23 protein-coding genes are annotated in these 19,352 nt (G+C 62.4%); 11 read left to right on the top strand and 12 right to left on the bottom strand.

The window, feature by feature from the left end; translation table 11 throughout:
• Positions 1–1,258, bottom strand: a 1,258-nt coding sequence (locus ACIQ2A_RS13765; RefSeq protein WP_398479982.1) for a PAS domain S-box protein, incomplete at its 3' end; no start/stop codon positions are given.
• Positions 1,259–1,550: 292 nt separating this feature from the next.
• Here ACIQ2A_RS13765 and ACIQ2A_RS13760 point away from each other — a divergent pair.
• The 3 genes from ACIQ2A_RS13760 to sseA all read left to right on the top strand — a co-directional run bounded on the left by ACIQ2A_RS13760 (position 1,551) and on the right by sseA (position 4,125).
• Entirely contained in the window at positions 1,551–2,732 is a 1,182-nt protein-coding gene (locus ACIQ2A_RS13760; RefSeq protein ID WP_398479980.1) for a VWA domain-containing protein, read from the top strand.
• On the top strand, positions 2,729–3,148 hold the full coding sequence (locus ACIQ2A_RS13755; protein WP_398479978.1) for a rhodanese-like domain-containing protein: 420 nt from the start codon (positions 2,729–2,731) through the stop codon (positions 3,146–3,148). The genes ACIQ2A_RS13760 and ACIQ2A_RS13755 overlap by 4 nt, the downstream gene beginning before the upstream one ends.
• Before the next feature lie 119 nt (positions 3,149–3,267).
• Entirely contained in the window at positions 3,268–4,125 is an 858-nt protein-coding gene (sseA, locus tag ACIQ2A_RS13750) for a 3-mercaptopyruvate sulfurtransferase (protein WP_398479976.1), read from the top strand.
• Between the two features lie 13 nt (positions 4,126–4,138).
• On the opposite strand, the gene ACIQ2A_RS13745 is transcribed toward sseA, so the two are convergent.
• The gene (locus tag ACIQ2A_RS13745; RefSeq protein WP_398479974.1) at positions 4,139–4,918 is read right to left on the bottom strand and encodes a hypothetical protein; all 780 of its coding nucleotides are present in this window, start codon (positions 4,916–4,918) and stop codon (positions 4,139–4,141) included.
• A gap of 337 nt (positions 4,919–5,255) precedes the next feature.
• Between ACIQ2A_RS13745 and ACIQ2A_RS13740 the strand changes: the two genes are divergently transcribed.
• Positions 5,256–6,548: a L,D-transpeptidase family protein gene (locus tag ACIQ2A_RS13740; protein ID WP_398479972.1), complete on the top strand. Its 1,293-nt coding sequence runs from the start codon at positions 5,256–5,258 to the stop codon at positions 6,546–6,548.
• A 189-nt stretch (positions 6,549–6,737) separates the two neighbouring features.
• On the opposite strand, the gene ACIQ2A_RS13735 is transcribed toward ACIQ2A_RS13740, so the two are convergent.
• The gene (locus tag ACIQ2A_RS13735; protein WP_398479970.1) at positions 6,738–7,697 is read right to left on the bottom strand and encodes a D-2-hydroxyacid dehydrogenase family protein; all 960 of its coding nucleotides are present in this window, start codon (positions 7,695–7,697) and stop codon (positions 6,738–6,740) included.
• Between the two features lie 114 nt (positions 7,698–7,811).
• Positions 7,812–8,009 carry a hypothetical protein gene (locus ACIQ2A_RS13730; protein ID WP_398479968.1) on the bottom strand — a complete coding sequence of 66 codons (198 nt, stop codon included), beginning with the start codon at positions 8,007–8,009 and terminating at the stop codon, positions 7,812–7,814.
• A 231-nt stretch (positions 8,010–8,240) separates the two neighbouring features.
• On the opposite strand from ACIQ2A_RS13730, the gene ettA reads away from it, so the two are divergent.
• From ettA to ACIQ2A_RS13710, 4 genes are all read left to right on the top strand, one after another.
• Entirely contained in the window at positions 8,241–9,890 is a 1,650-nt protein-coding gene (gene ettA / locus ACIQ2A_RS13725; RefSeq protein ID WP_398479966.1) for an energy-dependent translational throttle protein EttA, read from the top strand.
• Between the two features lie 14 nt (positions 9,891–9,904).
• Positions 9,905–10,675, top strand: a complete 771-nt coding sequence (tam, locus tag ACIQ2A_RS13720) for a trans-aconitate 2-methyltransferase (protein WP_398479964.1) — start codon at positions 9,905–9,907, stop codon at positions 10,673–10,675.
• A 111-nt stretch (positions 10,676–10,786) separates the two neighbouring features.
• A complete protein-coding gene (locus tag ACIQ2A_RS13715) occupies positions 10,787–11,419 on the top strand; it encodes a TIGR00645 family protein (RefSeq protein ID WP_398479962.1) in 633 nt (210 codons plus the stop codon).
• Between the two features lie 32 nt (positions 11,420–11,451).
• Positions 11,452–12,666 (top strand): lytic murein transglycosylase, encoded by a 1,215-nt coding sequence (locus tag ACIQ2A_RS13710; RefSeq protein ID WP_398479986.1) that lies wholly within the window; start codon positions 11,452–11,454, stop codon positions 12,664–12,666.
• 72 nt (positions 12,667–12,738) lie between these two features.
• On the opposite strand, the gene ACIQ2A_RS13705 is transcribed toward ACIQ2A_RS13710, so the two are convergent.
• The gene (locus ACIQ2A_RS13705; protein ID WP_398479960.1) at positions 12,739–13,038 is read right to left on the bottom strand and encodes a hypothetical protein; all 300 of its coding nucleotides are present in this window, start codon (positions 13,036–13,038) and stop codon (positions 12,739–12,741) included.
• Positions 13,039–13,244: 206 nt separating this feature from the next.
• The gene (locus ACIQ2A_RS13700) at positions 13,245–13,553 is read right to left on the bottom strand and encodes a hypothetical protein (RefSeq protein ID WP_398479958.1); all 309 of its coding nucleotides are present in this window, start codon (positions 13,551–13,553) and stop codon (positions 13,245–13,247) included.
• A 356-nt stretch (positions 13,554–13,909) separates the two neighbouring features.
• On the opposite strand from ACIQ2A_RS13700, the gene ACIQ2A_RS13695 reads away from it, so the two are divergent.
• The gene (locus ACIQ2A_RS13695) at positions 13,910–14,200 is read left to right on the top strand and encodes a bacterioferritin-associated ferredoxin (protein ID WP_398479956.1); all 291 of its coding nucleotides are present in this window, start codon (positions 13,910–13,912) and stop codon (positions 14,198–14,200) included.
• Between the two features lie 148 nt (positions 14,201–14,348).
• Positions 14,349–14,834 (top strand): bacterioferritin, encoded by a 486-nt coding sequence (bfr, locus tag ACIQ2A_RS13690; RefSeq protein WP_398470010.1) that lies wholly within the window; start codon positions 14,349–14,351, stop codon positions 14,832–14,834.
• 20 nt (positions 14,835–14,854) lie between these two features.
• Here bfr and ACIQ2A_RS13685 read toward each other — a convergent pair whose 3' ends face one another.
• From ACIQ2A_RS13685 to ACIQ2A_RS13665, 5 genes are all read right to left on the bottom strand, one after another.
• A complete protein-coding gene (locus ACIQ2A_RS13685; protein WP_398479954.1) occupies positions 14,855–15,373 on the bottom strand; it encodes a hypothetical protein in 519 nt (172 codons plus the stop codon).
• A 161-nt stretch (positions 15,374–15,534) separates the two neighbouring features.
• Entirely contained in the window at positions 15,535–16,155 is a 621-nt protein-coding gene (locus ACIQ2A_RS13680; RefSeq protein WP_398479952.1) for an MSMEG_1061 family FMN-dependent PPOX-type flavoprotein, read from the bottom strand.
• Between the two features lie 57 nt (positions 16,156–16,212).
• A complete protein-coding gene (locus ACIQ2A_RS13675) occupies positions 16,213–16,605 on the bottom strand; it encodes a hypothetical protein (RefSeq protein WP_398479950.1) in 393 nt (130 codons plus the stop codon).
• Positions 16,606–16,655: 50 nt separating this feature from the next.
• Positions 16,656–16,901, bottom strand: a complete 246-nt coding sequence (locus tag ACIQ2A_RS13670; RefSeq protein ID WP_398479948.1) for a DUF2188 domain-containing protein — start codon at positions 16,899–16,901, stop codon at positions 16,656–16,658.
• Between the two features lie 34 nt (positions 16,902–16,935).
• Positions 16,936–17,250: a hypothetical protein gene (locus tag ACIQ2A_RS13665; RefSeq protein WP_398479946.1), complete on the bottom strand. Its 315-nt coding sequence runs from the start codon at positions 17,248–17,250 to the stop codon at positions 16,936–16,938.
• 278 nt (positions 17,251–17,528) lie between these two features.
• Between ACIQ2A_RS13665 and ACIQ2A_RS13660 the strand changes: the two genes are divergently transcribed.
• Complete coding sequence (locus ACIQ2A_RS13660; RefSeq protein WP_398479944.1) at positions 17,529–18,596, top strand: alpha/beta fold hydrolase; 1,068 nt, start codon at positions 17,529–17,531, stop codon at positions 18,594–18,596.
• Between the two features lie 177 nt (positions 18,597–18,773).
• Here the strand turns inward: ACIQ2A_RS13660 and ACIQ2A_RS13655 are convergent, their stop codons facing one another.
• Complete coding sequence (locus ACIQ2A_RS13655; protein ID WP_398479942.1) at positions 18,774–19,352, bottom strand: collagen-like protein; 579 nt, start codon at positions 19,350–19,352, stop codon at positions 18,774–18,776.

The following is a 19,352-nucleotide window of genomic DNA, read 5'->3' as shown; positions in this document are numbered from 1 at the left end:
GCTTGAAATTGATCTCCACCCAGGCGATCGACTTGTCGTCGCGATAGGTGCGGAACACGACATTCTCGGTGGTCACGCGGTCAGTGAGCCGCGCGCTCGCAGCACGTACGGCGGCGAGATCGTCGGGATGCACCAGTTCGAGACAGGAGCGCCCGATGAGATCCTTCGGGTCGAGCCCGAGCACGAACTCGACCGAATGCGAGACATAGAGAAAATGGCCGGTGCGATCGAGCAGGATGACGACGTCAGCGATATTGTCGGCCAGCAGCCGGTAGCGCGATTCTCGCTCGCGGAGCGCATTCTCCATGTTGATGCGAAACTGGAACTGGGTGGACAGCAATGCCGCGAGCAGGATGACGCTGCAAAGAAGAACCGCGGCCACCGCGACATCGGACTTCAGATTGTCGCGCCAGTTTGCCAGCACCTTCTTCTCGGGAATGGCGACGGTGACAATGACCGGATAGACGTCGCTCCTCTCGTAACCAAAATACTTCGTCAGCCCATCGAAGGGCGATGCCACGCGATAGAAGCCGCGGGGGCTTTCCTTCAGCCGGTTCTGGATCAGCTGGGTGCCTGACAGATCCTTACCGACATCCATCGATGGCCAATGCGCCAGCACGATGCCGTCGGTCCTGATCAGGCTGATTCCCGATTGTTCGCCGAGATCGAAGCTCTTGAAAAAATCACTGAAATAGTCCGTGTCGATTGCGGCTACGATCACGCCATTGAATGCGCCGGACGGATCGTTGATGCGCTTTGACAACAGGATCGTCATCCGCCCGGTGATGCGCGATTTCAAAGGCTCGCTGATGCGAAGGCCGGCGTCGCTATTGTCGCGGTGATAGGTGAAATAGGCGCGATCGTAATTGTTGTGCCGTGGTGTTTCGGGGAGCGACGAGTAGCGCCATTCGCCCGTCGTATCGAGCACGCCGAATTCGCGGATCTGCGGCAGCGATTTTGCCGTGTTGGCGAGGAAGAGATTGAACCGATCGGGACGCGGATTCTGGTATTTCAGCAGATCGACCATGCCGCTCAGGGCGACATCTGCGGCCTGGAATGTATGCGTGGCATGTTCCTGCAGTGAGTGAGCGAGATTGCGGATATCGACCTCGCTCTGCAGCAACGCGCTACGCCGGGCATCGACGGTCTTCCACAGCACAAGGCCGAGCACGCAGGCGCTCATCGCCAGCACGAACAACGTGACAATGGCGCCAGGTGCCGAGAGCCGGCTTGGAGAATATGAGGTCGATGCGGCCATGCGTTGACTACCATTCGGGCCGTCACCATGGCCCGATGAGCTTACACGATAGCTAAGAACGCCCATTATCGGCGTGACACTCTCTCATGTGGTTACTACCGCGAGAAGAGTTGAAACAAATACCTGCAATCTCGGCGTTTGCCGTTTCACTATCCCGGTTGACGGAATTCGGCCCGTGCTTTGAGTTTGTTCGGCTATTTGGCGATTGGCGCGGGCCAGGCGTGCGGGCGGCACGCAACTATCTACCACATGCGCCCTTGACGGACGCAGGGGCTCGGGCAATCTGTCAATCATGTTCCTGCAATTTTTCACGTCACTGCGCGATGCGCAGGTTCCGGTCACGCTGCGTGAATATCTCACGCTGATGGAAGCGCTCGACGCCAATCTGGCGGATCAGTCGGTGGAGAATTTCTATTATCTCTCCCGCGCCGCTTTGGTGAAAGACGAGCGCAATCTCGACAAGTTCGATCGGGTGTTCGGCTCGACCTTCAAGGGGCTCGAGAATCTGCTCGATGCCATGGAGAAGGCGGAGATCCCGGAGGAGTGGCTGCGCAAGCTGGCCGAAAAATATCTCACCGACGAAGAGAAGAAGCAGATCGAGGCCATGGGCTGGGACAAGCTCATGGAGACGCTGAAGAAGCGCCTCGAAGAGCAGAAGGAACGCCATCAGGGCGGCAACAAATGGATCGGCACCGCCGGCACCTCGCCCTTCGGCGCCAACGGTTATAACCCCGAAGGCATCCGCATCGGCCAGGACAAGAGCCGCAACCAGCGCGCCGTCAAGGTCTGGGACAAGCGCGAGTTCAAGGACCTCGACGGCAATGTCGAGCTCGGCATTCGCAACATCAAGGTGGCGCTGCGTCGTCTCCGCAAGTTTGCGCGCACTGGCTCAGCCGACGAACTCGATCTCGACACCACCATCCGCGAAACCGCCAATCACGGCTATCTTGATGTCCACATGCGGCCGGAGCGGCGCAATGCGGTGAAGGTGCTGGTGTTCTTCGACATCGGCGGATCGATGGATTCGCATATCGAGCAGGTCGAGGAATTGTTCTCGGCCGCGAAGAGCGAATTCAAGCACATGGAGTATTTCTACTTCCACAACTGCCTCTATGAGGGCGTGTGGAAGCAGAACAAGCGCCGCTTCACCGATCGCACGCCGACCTGGGACGTGCTGCATAAATATGCGCATGACTACAAGGTCGTGTTCGTCGGCGACGCCTCGATGTCACCTTATGAGATCATGGTGCCCGGTGGCTCCGTCGAGCATGTGAATGAAGAATCCGGTTCGGTGTGGCTGGAGCGCGTGACGCAGACCTATCCGAACACGGTGTGGCTCAACCCGGTGGCGCAGCGGCACTGGGATTATTCGGAATCGACGACGATCATCCGTCGCCTGCTGTCCGAGCGCATGTATCCGCTGACCATCGAGGGCCTCGAAGGCGCGATGAAGGAACTGGTGAGGAAGGCATGACCCAGACGATCACCCGCGGCTACAAGGCGCTGCTCGACGAGGCCAATGCGCAGATCGAGACCATGAGCGTCGAGGACGTCATCAAGGCCGCGCAGTCGCCGGATGTGGTCATCGTCGATATCCGCGATCCCCGCGAGATCGAGCGCGAGGGCAAGATCCCGGGCTCGTTCTCCTGCACCCGCGGCATGCTCGAATTCTGGATCGATCCGGAAAGCCCCTATGGCAAGCCGATCTTCCAGGAAGACAAGAAGTTCATCTTCCACTGTGCGTCGGGCTGGCGTTCGGCGCTGGCGGCCAAGACCGCGGCCGATATGGGCCTGAAGCCGGTGGCGCATCTCGGCGGCGGCTTCACCGCCTGGCGCAATGCCGGCGGTGCGGTGGAGAAGGTCGAGCCGAAGGCGCCGAAGGGCGCGTAGTCACCAGTCGCATCACGAACATTCGTCGTGCCCGGGCTTGTCGCGGGCATCCACGTCTTTACCTTGGGCAAGGCGTGGATGGCCTGAACAAGTCCGGCCATGACGGGAGAGAACATTGCATGACAATCATCACCGATCCGCTCGTTTCCACCGAATGGCTCGCCGCGCATCTCGGTGACCCCAAGGTCAAGGTCGTCGACGCATCCTTCAAGATGCCCGGTGTGCTGCCGCTGCCGGTCGACGATTATCTCGCCGCGCATATTCCCGGTGCGGTGTTCTTCGATGTCGATGCAGTGTCCGATCACTCTATCGACCTGCCGCATATGTATCCGAGCGCAGACCAGTTCGCGCGCGATATCGGCGCGCTCGGCATTTCATCAGATGACACTGTGGTTCTTTACGATGCCGGTGGCTGGGTCGCCGCCCCGCGTGCGTGGTGGATGTTCCTGTCCTTCGGGCACCTGAATGTCCGCATTCTCGATGGCGGGCTGAAGAAATGGCGTGCCGAGGGGCGCCTGGTCGACGACGGCAAGGTCACGCCGCAGCCGGGCAAGTTCACCGCGACATTCGATCCGTCCTATGTGCGCAGCAAGGCGCAACTCGTCGCCAATCTCGACAGCCGCGTCGAGCAGACCATCGATGCCCGCGCCGCCAATCGCTTTGAAGGCAGCGTCCCCGAGCCTCGCGTCGGCTTGCGCTCCGGCCACATCCCCGGCAGCCGCAACCTGCCTTACAATCTGCTCTTCGATGCTGCGACCGGCACCATGAAGCCGATCGATGAGCTGCGGGCAGCATTCGATGCGGCCGGGCTCGATATCGCCAGGCCCGTGGTGACCACTTGCGGCTCCGGCGTGTCCGCCGCGGTGCTCACGCTGGCGCTGTATCGCCTCGGCGTGCGCGGCTCCGGGCTCTATGATGGCTCATGGTCGGAATGGGGTCTGCAGAACGGCCCGCCGGTCGCGACCGGGCCCGCGTAAGTTTTCTCAGCGATCAGCGCAGCTGCGTCAGCCCGAACGGATCCTGTTGCTGCTGCGCGACCGGCGCTGCTGCCGGCGCGGCGCGTGCAGCCACTCGCCGTTTGGCGGCCGGCTTTTTCACCACCTTCTTCGCAGGCTTGGCCTTGGGCGTCTCCGCCGTCGGGCGTGCGTTCGGAAGCGGCACCGGTTCGGTATCGATCGGCGGGCCACCGAGCACGGCCACCTTGCTCGACGACAGTTTGGTGTCCTCTTCGGTGAGCGTGGCCGTCGGCAGCTCCATGATCGTCGCGGTCGGCAGCGAGATGCTGCCGGTGGTCTCGGCAGCGGGCGGAGACGTGGATTCTGCCAAGGCGGGCGCTGGCTCCGACAGGTCGACAGGAGCCGATGCAATGACCGTGGCGGGCTCGCCAGGCGTCACCGGAGGTGTTTCGACGACTGCAGCCTTGTCAGGCACAGCCGCAGGCATCGCGGCTGTCGTGGTGATCGCCGTGGGCGCCTGGGGTAGCTCAGCTTCGGTCTGTACAACCAGCGGTGCAGGCTCGCCGGTCTCAACGGCTGGGGCGGTGACTGGCTCAGTGACCTCGGTTGCACGCGGCTCGAGCCGCAGCATCGCCAGCGAGGGCACGGTGTCCGGCTGTTGACTAAAAACCGTCGCCGGCGGCGGGCGTCGGTTGGGCAGGCTGGCGAATTCCTCGTGGGCGCTGCGCAGCAGCGCAGCGGCACCCATACCGAAGATGACCAGGGAGACCGCGAGGACGACAGCGGCGCACACGAAACGAATGCCGGGGAGCATGACTTCTGTTCCGCCTTCGCCATGCGCGAAGGCTTTCGAACCAGGGGAACGCGGTGAGCACGCAGAGAAAACAGCCCGAATGACAATGCGAATCAGGGCTGATCGAACATACCGCAGCGTCTTGCGAACCGTTTGTTAAAAGATGCAGGGCAGAAACGAAGCGTGCTTACTGCGGCGTTAAGGCTCATCAGCTGCGGCATGTTGGCCACGCCTGCGGGCAATCGTGCGAATGTGACGGAAATGCGGGGCTTTTTCCCGGATTTGTCTTGAATGCGCCGTGATCCTGCGCGATCTGACCTTTCAACCCGACTTACTGCTCGAAGCTTCGACAAGGGCAATGATGATCAAGCGTTTTCTGACGACGTTCGCGACCGTAGCTCTCAGCAGCGCCGCCGGGCTTTCGCTCGCCGCCGCGCAGGGCTATCCGGCGGCATCGAATAGTGGCTATTCGATCCCGGCTGAACCCGGCTACCAGCCCGGCGGCTATCCCGCCAATGCGCGCGGCAACGCCATGGATGCGATGCCCGATTTCGATGCGCTGGACGAGGATGACGCGCAGTCGCGTAACGGCCGCCCGCAGGGTGGGCTGTCGAGCCCGGGTTATGCCAATCAGGGTCCGGTGACGTCGCCGGATGATCCGCGCTATGGCCGCCCGGCAAATAATACCCAGACCTATTCCTATCGTCCGGAGCCACAGGCTCCTGTGACGTCGCCCGACGATCCGCGCTATGGCCGTCCGGCCAATACGCCGGCCTACAACAACGCGCCGGCCTATTCGGATCGCGCCTTGCCGCAAGGGCCGGTGATGTCGCCTGACGATCCGCGCTACGGCCGTCCCGCAGGCCCGCCTCCGGTCATCTATTCTGATCGTGGCGCTCCCGATGGTGGCATTCGTCCGCCCGAGGCTGTGGGCGGCCAGAACTACGGCGCGCCGCAAGGCGCCCCGGTGACCGGCTCCGTGCAGCCGGGTGGCCAGAACATGGGTGCCAATGGCCGCTCGGTGATGGTCGCCTCACTGCCGCCGGAAGAGCAGCCCGATGCTGGTCCAGTGCAACTGCCGCCGAATCTGCGCCGTCAGGAAGTCAGCTTCGTCACCAAGGAGCCGGCCGGCACCATCGTGGTCGATACGCCGAACTATCACTTGTATTACGTGCTCGGTAACAACCGCGCCGTGCGTTACGGCGTCCGCGTGGGCCGCGACGGCTTCACCTGGAACGGCGTGCAGAAGATTTCCCGCAAGGCTGAGTGGCCGGATTGGCATCCGCCGGCCGAAATGATCGAGCGCCAGCCTTATCTGCCGCGCTTCATGGCAGGCGGCGAGGGCAACCCGATGGGCGCCCGTGCGATGTATCTCGGCTCGACCGTGTACCGCATCCACGGCACCAACCAGCCGTCGACCATCGGCAAGTCGGTGTCGTCAGGCTGCATCGGCATGCTCAATGACGACGTGTCGGATCTGTTCGAGCGCACCAAGGTCGGCACCCGTGTCGTCGTGATGCCCGGCAAGCCGCCGGCGACCACCGCATCGGCTGCACCGGTGCCGGGCCAGAGCGCCGCCTATGCAGCGCCGCTGCCGGGTTCGCAGCCGACGACGATCCAGCCGCTACCAGCGCCGGTGAATGTGCGCTGATTTCGGCAGACTGACTTCAAACAAAACGGGCGCGGTGCGAAAGCACCGCGCCCGTTTTGGTTTAAGCTTCGTAGGATGGGTTGAGCGAAGGCGCGCAGCGCCGAAGCGATAACCCATCGGCCGAGCCAGCCGCATCGACGGAATGATGGGTTTTCGCGAAGACGCTCAACCCATCCTACGCGACAGAGTTTAATTCAATGGACGCAGCGGCTCGCCCTTCAGAAATCCGCCAATCCCTTCGATCGTCTCGGCATAAATGCGCTTGTAGTTCTCAGCCGTGACATAGCCGAGATGCGGCGTGATCACGACATTGTCGAGCGTGCGCAACGGGCTGTCGATCGGCAGCGGCTCATGCGAATAGGTATCGATGCCAGCGCCGGCGATCTTCTTCGCCTGTAGCGTGTCAAGCAAGGCGGCTTCGTCCACGATCGGTCCGCGTGCGGTATTGATCAGATACGCCGTCGGCTTCATCCGCCCGAGATCGTCGCGTGACACCAGCCCGCGCGAGCGATCGCTCAGCACCACATGAATGGTGATGACGTCGGATTGCGCGAATAGCTCTTCCTTCGTTGCGTAGGTGACGCCAGCCTCGGCGCAGGCTTCCGGCGTCAGATTGGTGCTCCAGCCCAGCACTTTCATGCCGAGTGCCTGCGCAATCTTCGCAACCTTGGTGCCGAGCTTGCCGAGCCCGACGATCCCGAGCGTCTTGCCGTCGACATCCTCGCCGAGCGTGACCTGCCACGGCTCGCCGGACTTCATGCGCGCATGTTCGAAACCGATCTTGCGCGTCAGTTCCAGCATCAATCCGATTGTGAGCCCTGCGGTCGGATTGCCGACCATTGCCGTGCCACACACGGTGACACCGCGCTCCTTGGCGGCCACCATATCGATCGCCGCATTGCGCATGCCCGAAGTGATCAGGAGTTTCAGCTTCGGCAGCGCCTCAAACATGGTTCGCGGGAACGGCGTGCGTTCGCGCATGGCGCAGACAATCTCGAAATCTTTCAGCGCGGCAGCGGCTTCATCGCCGGATGCGAAGGGCTTGTCGAACACTGTCACGTCGATCTGGTCGCCGAGCGCGGACCAGTCGGCCATCTTAAGAGCGACATTCTGATAGTCGTCGAGGATTGCACAGCGCAGCTGCGTCATGAGGTCGGTCCATCCGGTCAGGGGACGGCCGCCGAGCGCCGTCAGGGGATGGAGACATCGCGCGACGCGCGCGTGCGTGCAAGCGCCGTGGCCGGCAATTCCGGCGCGATCAGCTTAATGTGAGGTGGGTGACGTTTCCTTGGCACGGCAGGCCGGGCCGGGACCGCGCATATAGTGCTGTTCCGGATGGTACGGGTTAAATGCCGCGACGAAGAAGGTTTGCCAGAACTCGCGAATCTCGCGCAGCAGTCCGGGCTGCGCCGACGACTTGTCGGCGCGAGCGGATGATGGTCCTGATGCAATGGTCGCCATGACGGGCTCCGCCTGTCTGCCCGCGGCTCCAGCCGCGAGGGGCGTGATGAATCGCCCTGTCCCCACAGTGGTCGCCAGTTATTAAAAACCGGTTCGAATTGTCATGATCCGGCAGCCTCCAGAGGCTAGCGTTACCAATTGCTTAAGACCCCCCGTTGCCCTTTGGGGGCATGGCCGCTACATCGGTGGCAACCCGATTTTCATGCTCAAGCTCCGGATTCAAGGATCACGATGGCTCGCCAGTTCGTCTATTTCATGCAGGGTCTGACCAAGGCCTATCCGACCCGCAAGGTGCTGGATAACGTCCATTTGTCGTTCTACCCGGACGCCAAGATCGGCGTGCTCGGCGTCAACGGCGCCGGTAAATCGACCTTGCTGAAGATCATGGCGGGCCTCGACAAGGAATACACCGGCGAAGCCTGGGTCGCCCAGGGCGCTCGCGTTGGTTACCTTGAGCAGGAACCGCAGCTCGATGCGTCGCTGACGGTGCGCGAGAACGTCATGCTCGGCGTCGCCAAGCAGAAGGCGATCCTCGATCGCTACAACGAACTGGCGATGAATTACTCGGAAGAGACCGCCGACGAGATGACCAAGCTGCAGGACGAGATCGAGGCCCAGGGCCTGTGGGATCTCGACAGCAAGGTCGATCAGGCGATGGACGCGCTGCGCTGTCCGCCGGACGATGCCGACGTTTCCAAGCTGTCGGGCGGTGAACGCCGCCGCGTGGCACTCTGCAAGCTGCTGCTCGACGCACCTGAACTGCTACTGCTCGACGAACCGACCAACCATCTCGACGCCGAATCCGTGTCGTGGCTGGAAGGCCATCTGCGCAATTATCCCGGCGCCATCCTGATCGTGACCCACGATCGCTACTTCCTCGACAACGTCACCTCGTGGATCCTCGAGCTCGATCGTGGCCGCGGCATTCCTTACGAAGGCAACTACTCGTCCTGGCTGGTGCAGAAGCAGAAGCGCCTGGCCCAGGAAGGCCGCGAGGACGCGGCCCACCAGAAGACGCTGGAACGCGAGCAGGAGTGGATCGCCTCGTCGCCCAAGGCCCGTCAGGCGAAATCGAAGGCGCGCTACCAGCGCTACGAGGACCTGCTCAAGCAGGCCAGCGAGAAGCAGACGCAGGCTGCGCAGATCATCATTCCGGTGGCCGAGCGCCTCGGCGACAACGTGGTCGATTTCGAGCATCTCAACAAAGGCTTCGGCGATCGCCTGCTGATCGACGATCTCACCTTCAAGCTGCCGCCCGGCGGCATTGTCGGCGTCATCGGCCCGAACGGTGCCGGCAAGTCGACGCTGTTCAAGATGATCACCAAGCAGGAGACGCCGGACGGCGGCACCATCACCGTCGGTGACACCGTGCATCTCGGCTATGTCGATCAGTCGCGCGATGCGCTGGACGACAAGGCGACCGTCTGGGAAGAGATTTCCGGCAAGAACGAGCTGATCCTGCTCGGCAAGAAGGAAGTCAATTCGCGCGGCTACTGTTCGTCCTTCAACTTCAAGGGCGGCGACCAGCAGAAGAAGGTCGGCTCGTTGTCAGGCGGTGAACGCAACCGCGTCCATCTCGCCAAGATGCTGAAGTCCGGCGCCAATGTCCTGCTGCTCGACGAACCGACCAACGATCTCGACGTCGATACGCTGCGTGCTCTCGAAGAGGCGCTGGAAGATTTCGCCGGTTGCGCCGTGATCATCAGCCATGATCGCTGGTTCCTCGATCGTATCGCCACGCACATCCTTGCTTTCGAAGGCGACAGCCATGTCGAATGGTTCGAGGGCAACTTCCAGGACTACGAGAAGGACAAGATGCGCCGGCTCGGCCAGGACAGCATCATCCCGCATCGCGTGAAGTACAAGAAACTGACGCGCTAAAGGGAGACGACGAGATGGCCGACTGGAGCGCGCAGCAATATCTGAAATTCGAGGACGAGCGGACCCGCCCGGCGCGGGATCTGCTCGCGCAGGTGCCGCTGGCCGATGCGCGAAAGGTCGTCGATATCGGCTGCGGCCCCGGCAATTCCACCGAGCTTTTGGTCAATCGCTGGCCGGAAGCTGCGGTGGTTGGCGTGGATACGTCGGCCGATATGCTCCGCCAGGCGCGCGAGCGGCTGCCGGCGCAGACTTTCATCGAAGCCAATGTGGCCCATTGGGTGCCGCCGGCCGGCAGCGAGGTGCTGTTCGCCAATGCGATTTTCCAGTGGGTGCCGGATCACATCAAGCAGCTCAAGCGCCTTGCCACCGGTCTGCCCGCAGGTGGCGTGCTTGCCGTGCAGATGCCCGACAATCTCGATGAGCCGACCCATGTGCTGATGCGCGACGTCGCTTACATGGAGCCGTGGCGCAAGCAGCTCTCGAAGGCCGTCGAGCTTCGCGACACGCTGCCAAAGCCGGGCGCCTATTACGATGCGCTGCAGCCGATCTGTTCGCGGGTCGAGATCTGGCACACGATCTATAACCACGCGCTGGCCGACGCCGCTGCGATCGTGGAATGGGTGAAGGGCACGGGCCTGCGCCCCTTCCTTGATCCGCTCGACGGCCCCGAACGCAAGGCCTATCTCGCCGAATACACGGCGCGTATTGCGGCCACCTACCTGCCTCACGCTGATGGGAAGGTGTTGCTGCGCTTTCCGCGAATCTTCATCGTCGCCGTGAAGTAGTGTCGATGCGGCCAGTTGCCGCGCGGCTGGACATCATCACGTCCGGAACCACCCGATATAAGCCCGCATTGCAAACCGCCCTCAAGATTCTCTCATAACGAGACCTCCCGCATGTCCATGACGCCTGAAACGCCGTTGCCACCCAAGGGATTGCGGAGAGGGATGCGACCAGTTCCGGCGCTGATCTTCGGATCACGCTGGTTGCAATTGCCGCTCTATATCGGACTGATCGTCGCGCAATGCGTCTATGTCGTGCTGTTCCTGAAGGAGCTCTGGCACCTCATTACGCATTCCTTCGACTTCAGCGAACAGCAGATCATGCTCGTGGTGCTGGGTCTGATCGACGTGGTGATGATCTCCAACCTGCTGGTGATGGTGATCGTCGGTGGCTACGAGACCTTCGTGTCGCGGCTCAATCTGAACGGCCATCCGGACGAGCCGGAATGGCTCAGCCACGTCAATGCCAGCGTGCTGAAGATCAAGCTGGCGATGGCCATCATCGGCATCTCCTCGATTCATCTGCTGCGCACCTTCATCGAGGCCGGCAATCTCGGCTCGACCACGGCCCGGACGACGAACTACACCGAGGCGGGCGTGATGTGGCAGACGATCATCCATATCGTGTTCATCCTCTCTGCCGTGGGCATCGCCTATGTCGACAAATTGTCGAACAGCGCTGAAGCGCACGCCAATGGCCACGGCCGGCATGGACACAAGGCCGATCACGGAACGAGCGCGCATTGACGGGGCGGGGCAGGCGAACGGCATGGCGATCGCTGCTTTGCAGCGTATTGATTGCGTTCGTTCTGCCCATCTCGGAGGCCGCCTCTGCAGCCGACCCGGCCTTTACCAGCTTTGTCTCGTCGCTCTGGCCCGAAGCTCAAAAGGCAGGGGTGTCGCGCAAGACTTTTGACGACGCGACACGCGGCCTCGAGCCCGACTACAAACTCCCCGATCTGCTTCTGCCCGGCCGTCCCGCCACAGGCGCGCCGTCACAGGCGGAGTTCGTGCAGGTGCCGGCGGACTATCTGAAGGAAGCCAGCATCGCTCGGCTCGCGGCCGAGGGGCGGCGTCTCTATGATCAGCATCGCAAGACGCTGCAGGCGATCGAGCAGCAGACCGGGGTGCCCGGCACCATCATCCTGGCGATCTGGGGCCGCGAGACCGACTATGGCCGCCATCGGCTGCCCTATGACGGCATCCGCACACTCGCGACGCAGGCCTATGTCGGGCGCCGCAAGGAGCAGTATCGCGGCGAGTTCATTGCTGCGCTCAAACTGATCCAGAGTGGCGTTGTCTCCCGCCAGGATCTACGCGTGTCATGGGGTGGTGCCACCGGCCTCACGCAGTTCCTGCCGGCCGAACTCGAAAAGCACGGCGTCGATTTCGACGGCGACGGCAAGGTCGACATCTGGAAATCGGTGCCGGATGCGTTGGCCTCGGCGGCACGGCAACTGGTGAACAAGGGGTGGCAGCGCGGATTGCGCTGGGCCTATGAGGTGCGCGCGCCGGCGAATGCCGATTGCACCATGGGCGTGCCCGAAGTGACGCGGCCGATCGGCGAGTGGATGCGCGCGGGCTTTGCGCCAGTGCGCGGCGAGCGCGTGAGCGCCGCCGAACAGGCGCAACCGGCCTCGTTGCTGCAGCCCGAGGGCACCTATGGTCCGGCCTTCCTCACCACGAAGAACTACTTCGTGATCAAGGAATACAATTTCTCCGATCTCTATGTGCTGTTCGTCGGTCACGTCGCAGATCGCATTGCCAATGGTCAGCCATTCGCAACGCCTTGGGCCGCGACCAGACAACTCCGCAGTACCGATGTGGAAGCGATGCAGCGCCATCTGACTTCGCTCGGACTTTACAGCGACAAGGTGGACGGCAAAGCCGGCATGAAAACGCGTGCGGCGGTTGGCGCGTTTCAGAAGTCTGCAAGGCTCAAGCTCGACTGCTGGCCGAGCGACGAGGTCTTGCGCGCGATGAACGCACGATAAAGCTATCTCCCAAAAGAAAAGCCCGGCCGCGAAGGCCGGGCTTTTGATATCGGACCGTGAGGTCGCCTGCGATTAATCGCAAACCTCGACCGGGCGGTAGCGCCAGACGCCACGATAGTCGTCCCAGACGCGCTGGCGGACGACGCGGCAGGCCGGCTCGACATAAACCGGGGCCGGGGCATAGCCGTAGCCACCGTAAACCGGAGCCGGACGGCTGGCAGCGATGGCGCCGCCGAGCAGCGCGCCGCCGATCAGGCCACCGGCAACGCCAGCAGCGATACGGCCGCCGTCAGCCTTGGCAGCGGGTGCCACGGCGATCAGCGAAGCCGCAACCGTCGCGGCGGCAACCAGAGCGGAAACTGTCTTCTTCATATCAAGTCTCTCCCACAAGGGCGCCGCAAGCGACGCGTTTAAAGGTTCTCACGCGGATTCGAACTGACGGCTACTTCAAGCGCCCAACCGTCAACCCGGCGTAAACACTCGCCAAGCAGTGACGCGAAAAAGCGGTTTTTTCGCGCCACTTCAAGTCATGCACATCGGAATCAATCTGGTCCGGTGTGCAGTCGAATCTCTCAGACTTAGCCGCAAACACGAACGCGGCGGAAGCGCCAGCCATAGCCATCCCAGAAGCGCTGACGCTGCCAGTAGCAATCGCCATAATAACCGGGGCCGGCGACATAGGCCGGGCCGCCATAATAGCCGTAACCGGGGCCATAGTAACCCGAGCCCGCGGCGATCGCGCCGCCGAGCAGGGCACCGCCGATCAGGCCGGCGGCAACGCCCGCTCCGCCACCGCCATGGCGCCAGTGCTGCGCGCTCGCAGTCGTCGGCGCGGCTGTCACGGCCAGGGTGGCTACGGCGGCAAGGGCCATCAGGGTCTTCTTCATGGCATCACCTCATCACGTTATGTCCGCATCAAATAGCGGGGCAGGCGACCAAAAGTTTCACATCCGACTTGAATGATCAATGAACGGAACCGCGCTGATTTGGTCGCAAATTCGTTGCCGGCAACAATTGGACGCGCTGTCAGGCAAGCCGGTTCAATGCGATCTTGTCCGGACCGGTCGCATTTTACCCGTGCAGGGCAAATGGGGCGGGGTTCTGCGTCGTTTAGATTCATTCCAGAATAATGCAGCCAGATCAGTAGTTTGGAATAGTTTGAAGTTGCGCGTTTTAGCTTTGCATCCGGCAGGCCGCTTCCCTATCCAACAGGGGTACCGACCTGCGAGCGTGCTTTCACCTGATGATCGTCTGTTCCTGCAACGTCTTCACCGACCATGACATCCGCAAGGCTGTCTCCGGGGCCCAGCCGCCACGGACGCCGGGGCAGGTCTATGGTTGCCTGGGCTGCAGCGCCCAATGCGGACGCTGCGTGCGCACCATCAAGAAGATCATGGACGAAGCGCTCGGCGCCTGCGCCAAATCCTGCTGCTCCGGATGCCCGCACACAGCCGCTCATGCAGCTGTTGCCGATCTCGATGTGCCGGCTCCGGTGGAGATGCACGCTTCGGCCGCCGTTGGGGTTGCTGCCTAAGTCTTTCTGTTTTATCTGAAATTTGAAATCTCCACCGTTTCTGTTCGAGCCGGTGAGAGAAGGGTTGTTCTCCGTCTCAATCTGATTTAGAAGAGTTCTAAATTGGATTTCGGGCCGTTTTGGTTGGGCCCGGCAATAGGAGAGCATCATGAAGGGCGACCCGAAGGTCATCGAATTTCTCAACAAGGGTCTGCGCAGTGAGCTGACCGCGATCAGCCAGTATTGGCTGCATTTCCGCCTGCTGAACCACTGGGGCCTGCTCGACATGGCCAAGATGTGGCGCAAGGAGTCCATCGAAGAGATGGTCCATGCCGACCGCTTCACCGACCGCATCCTGTTCCTGGATGGGTTCCCGAACATGCAGGTGCTCGATCCGTTGAAGATCGGCCAGAACGTTAAGGAAATCATCGAATGCGATCTGGCCGCCGAAATCGGCGCCCGCACGCTGTACCAGGAAGCGGCCACCTACTGCCGCAGCGTCGGTGATTACGTCTCGAAGGATCTGTTCGAAGCCCTGATGAAGGACGAGGAAGGTCACATCGATTTCCTCGAAACCCAGCTCGACCTCATCGAGCGCATCGGCATCGAGCTCTACACCCAGAAGCACATGGGTGGCCTCGAGGGCGAACACTAAAACTCACGCTGCCCGGCGTCTCAATAGATGCCGGGCAACCTGGCCCGCCCCGGATCAAGCTGGGGCGGTGCCGGCATGTCGCAATTCGCGAATGCCGCCCGGATCGCCGTCCATGCGCCGGCAACGGGATATTCGACCGCGGTGCGCCCGCCGTCGATCGATCTGATCCTCACATACAGCACCGCTGATTTTTCCAGCTCCGCCACGAAACGGGCGATCGTCTCGCGATCCTCGATAACGATGATCCTGTTGTTGCGCAGGACGCGAACGGCGACGTCCTGATGTCCGGGCAAGTCGTCGAATCGATAGCCCAGCACCGTGTTGCGGCCGGTGCCGATCTTGAAATCGAACGCGAAGCGGATCAGCGGCTCCTTGCGCTCCATGCATGTGAGCAGCAGCGACGAGACCCTGGGATATTCGAGGTTGCTGTTCGAGGCCTCGGCATAGACGAAGGCGCTTGGCAGCTCGGCGCCGGAGACGCGGTCAGGCTGATGAGTGATCCACCAGTCGTGGACCCGCGTCTCGCCCAGCTCGGTCACAAAGGGATCGCGCAAACAGCCGCAAAGCGTGAATCCCGCAGCCACGACCATGCAAATCGACGCGACGCCACGCACAACGCTCTCCCCCAAGAGCATCAAATATGCAACCTTAGGGTGCTTTTAGCAAGGTTGGTTGTGGCGTCGCCTGCGGCAGCTGTCGTTTACAAATTCTTGCGATAGGCCACTTCGATTTCGCCCTGGGTCATCGGTGCGCCCTCGGGCTGGGTCACAGCCTTGGTCTGGTCGAACACGATCTCCGAAATCGACGGCATCACGTCGCGCTTCACCTGTACCTCGGGTGACCACAGTTTCGAGCGCATCAGCGCCTTGCCGCAATGGAAGTAAGCCTCCGTCACCTTGATGCAGAGCACGGCGCGTGGTGGCTTGCCGAATTCCTCCATCGTGGCCATCAGCTCCGGATCTTTCGACAGCGTCGCGACGCCGCTGACACGCAGCGTATCGTCGATACCCGGCACGAAGAAGATCAGCTGCACGTGCCCGCTGCCGTTGAGCACGTTCTGGAACGTGTCGATGCGGTTATTGCCGGGGCGGTCGGGCAGGCGCAATTCGGTGTCCGATGCGATCTGCACGAAGCCGACGCCGCCACCGCGCGGCGAGGCATCGACGGTGCCATCGGGCCCGGACGAGGCGAGCACGCAGAAGGGCGACAGCGAAATGAACTTGCTCGAATGCACATCCAGCGTCGGCCGCGCCTTCGCGATCACGCGCGGATGCGGGGTGGGATAGATGTCGCGCAGCTTTTCGGCGGTCACATCGGTCACGGTCATTCTCCAGCGAATTTGCAGCGCAAAATAACACGCGGGACCGGCGCCGCAAAGCTAGCGCGACGCTCGTTTGGCTATCCGCCATGGCCAATCGATCACCCCGGCGCAAAACAGTGCCCACCAGATGATCACCGGCTGAAACGCCAGTCGTGGTCCGTGATACCACCAGCTATTGCCGATCACGGGCATCTCGATGCCGTCGAGGGCATGTTTGATATTGGCCGGCCACACGCAGAGGGCATACAGCGCCATGGCAAGGCCAGCCCACCAGCGCAGCCCCGAGCGCGACACCAGCGCGACCGAGGCCGCGATCTCAAAGACGCCGGTGGCGAGGATCACCTCGCGTGGAAACGGCACCCAGGCCGGGGTGATCAGCAGCAATGTCTCCGGCACCCACAGATGCGCGATGCCTGCGGCAGAGTAGAAGGCCGCAAGCACCCATCGCATGACTACGCGCGTCGTTTGTTGTGGCGTCGCGTGGGACGTCGTCTCGCCTGTCACGATTTATCGACGATCACCGTATTCGGGCGGTCAGAGCCGGGCGCCGTTTCTTCGTGCCATTGGCCGTTCTCGTCTTCGTAGGAAATCACTTCGGTGCGGCCGGGCGTGCGCTGTTCGGCAGCAGCGCGGCGCGCAGCGGCGAGGGCGCGCTCGCGCGTCGGATAGGGCTCGGAGAACACGGCGCCGACCTTGTAGGCCCAGCCGCCATCATGCTCGACGATCTTGTAGGTGACTTCTGCCATGGTGCTTTCTCTCATGCGGACTCGCACGCTGCGATCATACCGCATCTGCCGGGACGAAACAGCTGATGACGATGCCGTCGCCACGGCGAACATACCACACCACCGCCTCGCCGACGGGATTGCCGCGATCGCGGATCACCGCATGTCCCGGTACTTCCATCCAGACGCCTTCAATGGGAACCCAGTAGGCGCCGTGGCGCACGTCATATTCGGTGCGATGCCCATCGGACATATCGCAACACGGTACGCCCGTGGGGCTGACGACGCTCTTGAACCAGTTGCGGATATGGTCCGGGACATCGCCGAACTGACCGCGATCCACCGCATGCGCGGTCGGAGCAAGAGACATGGCCATCGCGAAAAGAGCAAACCGCATTCCAGACCGCATGCGAACCTCACATCGGTTGAGCCGGAGCGGCTATGCCGCGAACAGTCCCGGCGACTCGGATTGTGATGATGATTAAGCCCGAGCTAGGGCGACAGCGCCTGCTCAAATGATAGGCCATCCACCGGAGATCGCTGCACCGCAAGACGGTCGGGCGCGTGCTCCGCATCTTGGCTTACGCCCGCGCCATGCTAGCATTCGCGCAAGCGGTCCGATCGAGGCCGTCGTCCGGGAGGATCCACATGCCGCATCACGCGCGCGCCATCATTGCCGTTGTCATCGCTTTGCTGTGGTCGGTTGCAGCGCACGCCGCCGATTATCCCGCGCCGAAACAAGCCGACTGGATCGCCAAGGATTTCAAATTCCACACCGGCCATGTGATGCCGGAACTGAAGCTGCATTACACCACGGTGGGCGCGCCGGGCGGGCAGCCGGTGCTGGTGCTGCACGGCACCGCAGGCTCGGCGCAGAGCATGCTGACGCCGGCTTTCGCGGGCGAATTGTTCGGCGCCGGCCAGCCGCTCGATGCGAGCAAATATTACATCATCATTCCCGACGGCATTGGCCACGGCCAATCGTCAAAACCGTCCGACGGCATGCGCACCGCATTTCCGAGATACAATTACGACGACATGGTGGACGCGCAGCATCGCTTGATCACCGAAGGGCTCGGCATCAAGCACCTGCGGCTGGTGATCGGCAATTCCATGGGCGGCATGCATGCCTGGATCTGGGGCAGCAAATATCCGGATACGATGGATGCGCTGGTGCCGATGGCGGCGCAGCCGACCGAGATGAGCGCGCGCAACTGGATGATGCGGCGCATGATGGTGGAAACCGTGCGCGCCGATCCCGACTACAAAGGCGGCAATTACACGTCGCAGCCGGGCATGATGAAATATGCCTCGGTGATGTTCGGCATCGCCACGGCGGGCGGCACGCTGGCCTATCAGTCACTGGCGCCGACTGCGGCAGCTGCCGACAAGAATGTGGATGATCGCCTGAAGGCGCCGTTCGTCGCGGATGCCAATGACTTCATCTATCAGTGGGAGTCATCGCGTGATTACAATGCGTCTGCCGCACTGGAAAGGATCGCAGCGTCGGTGCTGGCGATCAACGCCGCAGATGACGAGCGCAATCCGCCGGAGACCGGGCTCATGGACACCGCGATGAAGCGGATCAAGCAGGCAAAACTGCTGCTGATCCCGGCGAGCGCCGAGACGCGCGGGCATCTGACCACGGGCTCGGCGAAGTTCTACAAGAAGGAACTGCAGGAACTGCTGCAGACGGCGCCGCAGCGGACGATGTGAAGCGACATATCTGCCGCCTCATTTGTCGTCACCCGGCTTGACCGGGTGACCCAGTAGACACCGGTCATGGTGATAGACTGCGGCTTTTTTGTTTACTGGATCGCCCGCTCCAAGCGCGCAATTGCGCGCCAGGGCGGGCGATGACAGTCGTCGTGATTGACGTCGATGCGAAGGACCTCAGTCGTCCTTCTTCTTCCGCTTCTTCTTTTTCTTGCCGTCGTGCTCTTCGTTTTCGGTCGGCTCGCCCGCAGCCGTCTCAACCTCGATCATCGCAGCGACACGCTCGGCCATCTCCTGCTGCTCGCGCAGCAAGGCGGCCTCGCGTTCGGCTTCCTCGCGCTCGCGCGTCTTGCGGTGGTCTTCCCATGCATCGAAGATCATGTGCAGCCACGGCACGATCTGCTCGAAGCTCGGCAGCGCGCCGGGCGGACCCTGTTCGCCGCGCGGGCCTTGCTCGCCCTGAAGGCCGGGTTTGCCATCGATGCCCGGTTTACCCTGCAGGCCCTGCTCACCGCGTGGCCCCTGAGCGCCGACCTTGCCTTGCGGCCCCTGCGGACCGGCCTTGCCGACAGGCCCCTGATCGCCGCGCGCGCCTTTCGCGCCGGCTTTGCCGGGGGCACCGGGCTTGCCGACGATGCCGGGCTTGCCCTGTGCGCCTTCGGGGCCGGGACGGCCGGGATGACCCTGCGGGCCCGGTGCACCCGGCTCACCGCGTGGTCCGCGCTGTCCGGCCCGGCTGATCGTCTCTTTCGTCAC

The organism is Tardiphaga sp., from assembly GCF_044336785.1.
Taxonomy (GTDB): Bacteria; Pseudomonadota; Alphaproteobacteria; order Rhizobiales; family Xanthobacteraceae; genus Tardiphaga.
Note: the sequence above shows the minus strand (reverse complement) of the source record. Positions and strands in the feature narration are given on the sequence as shown.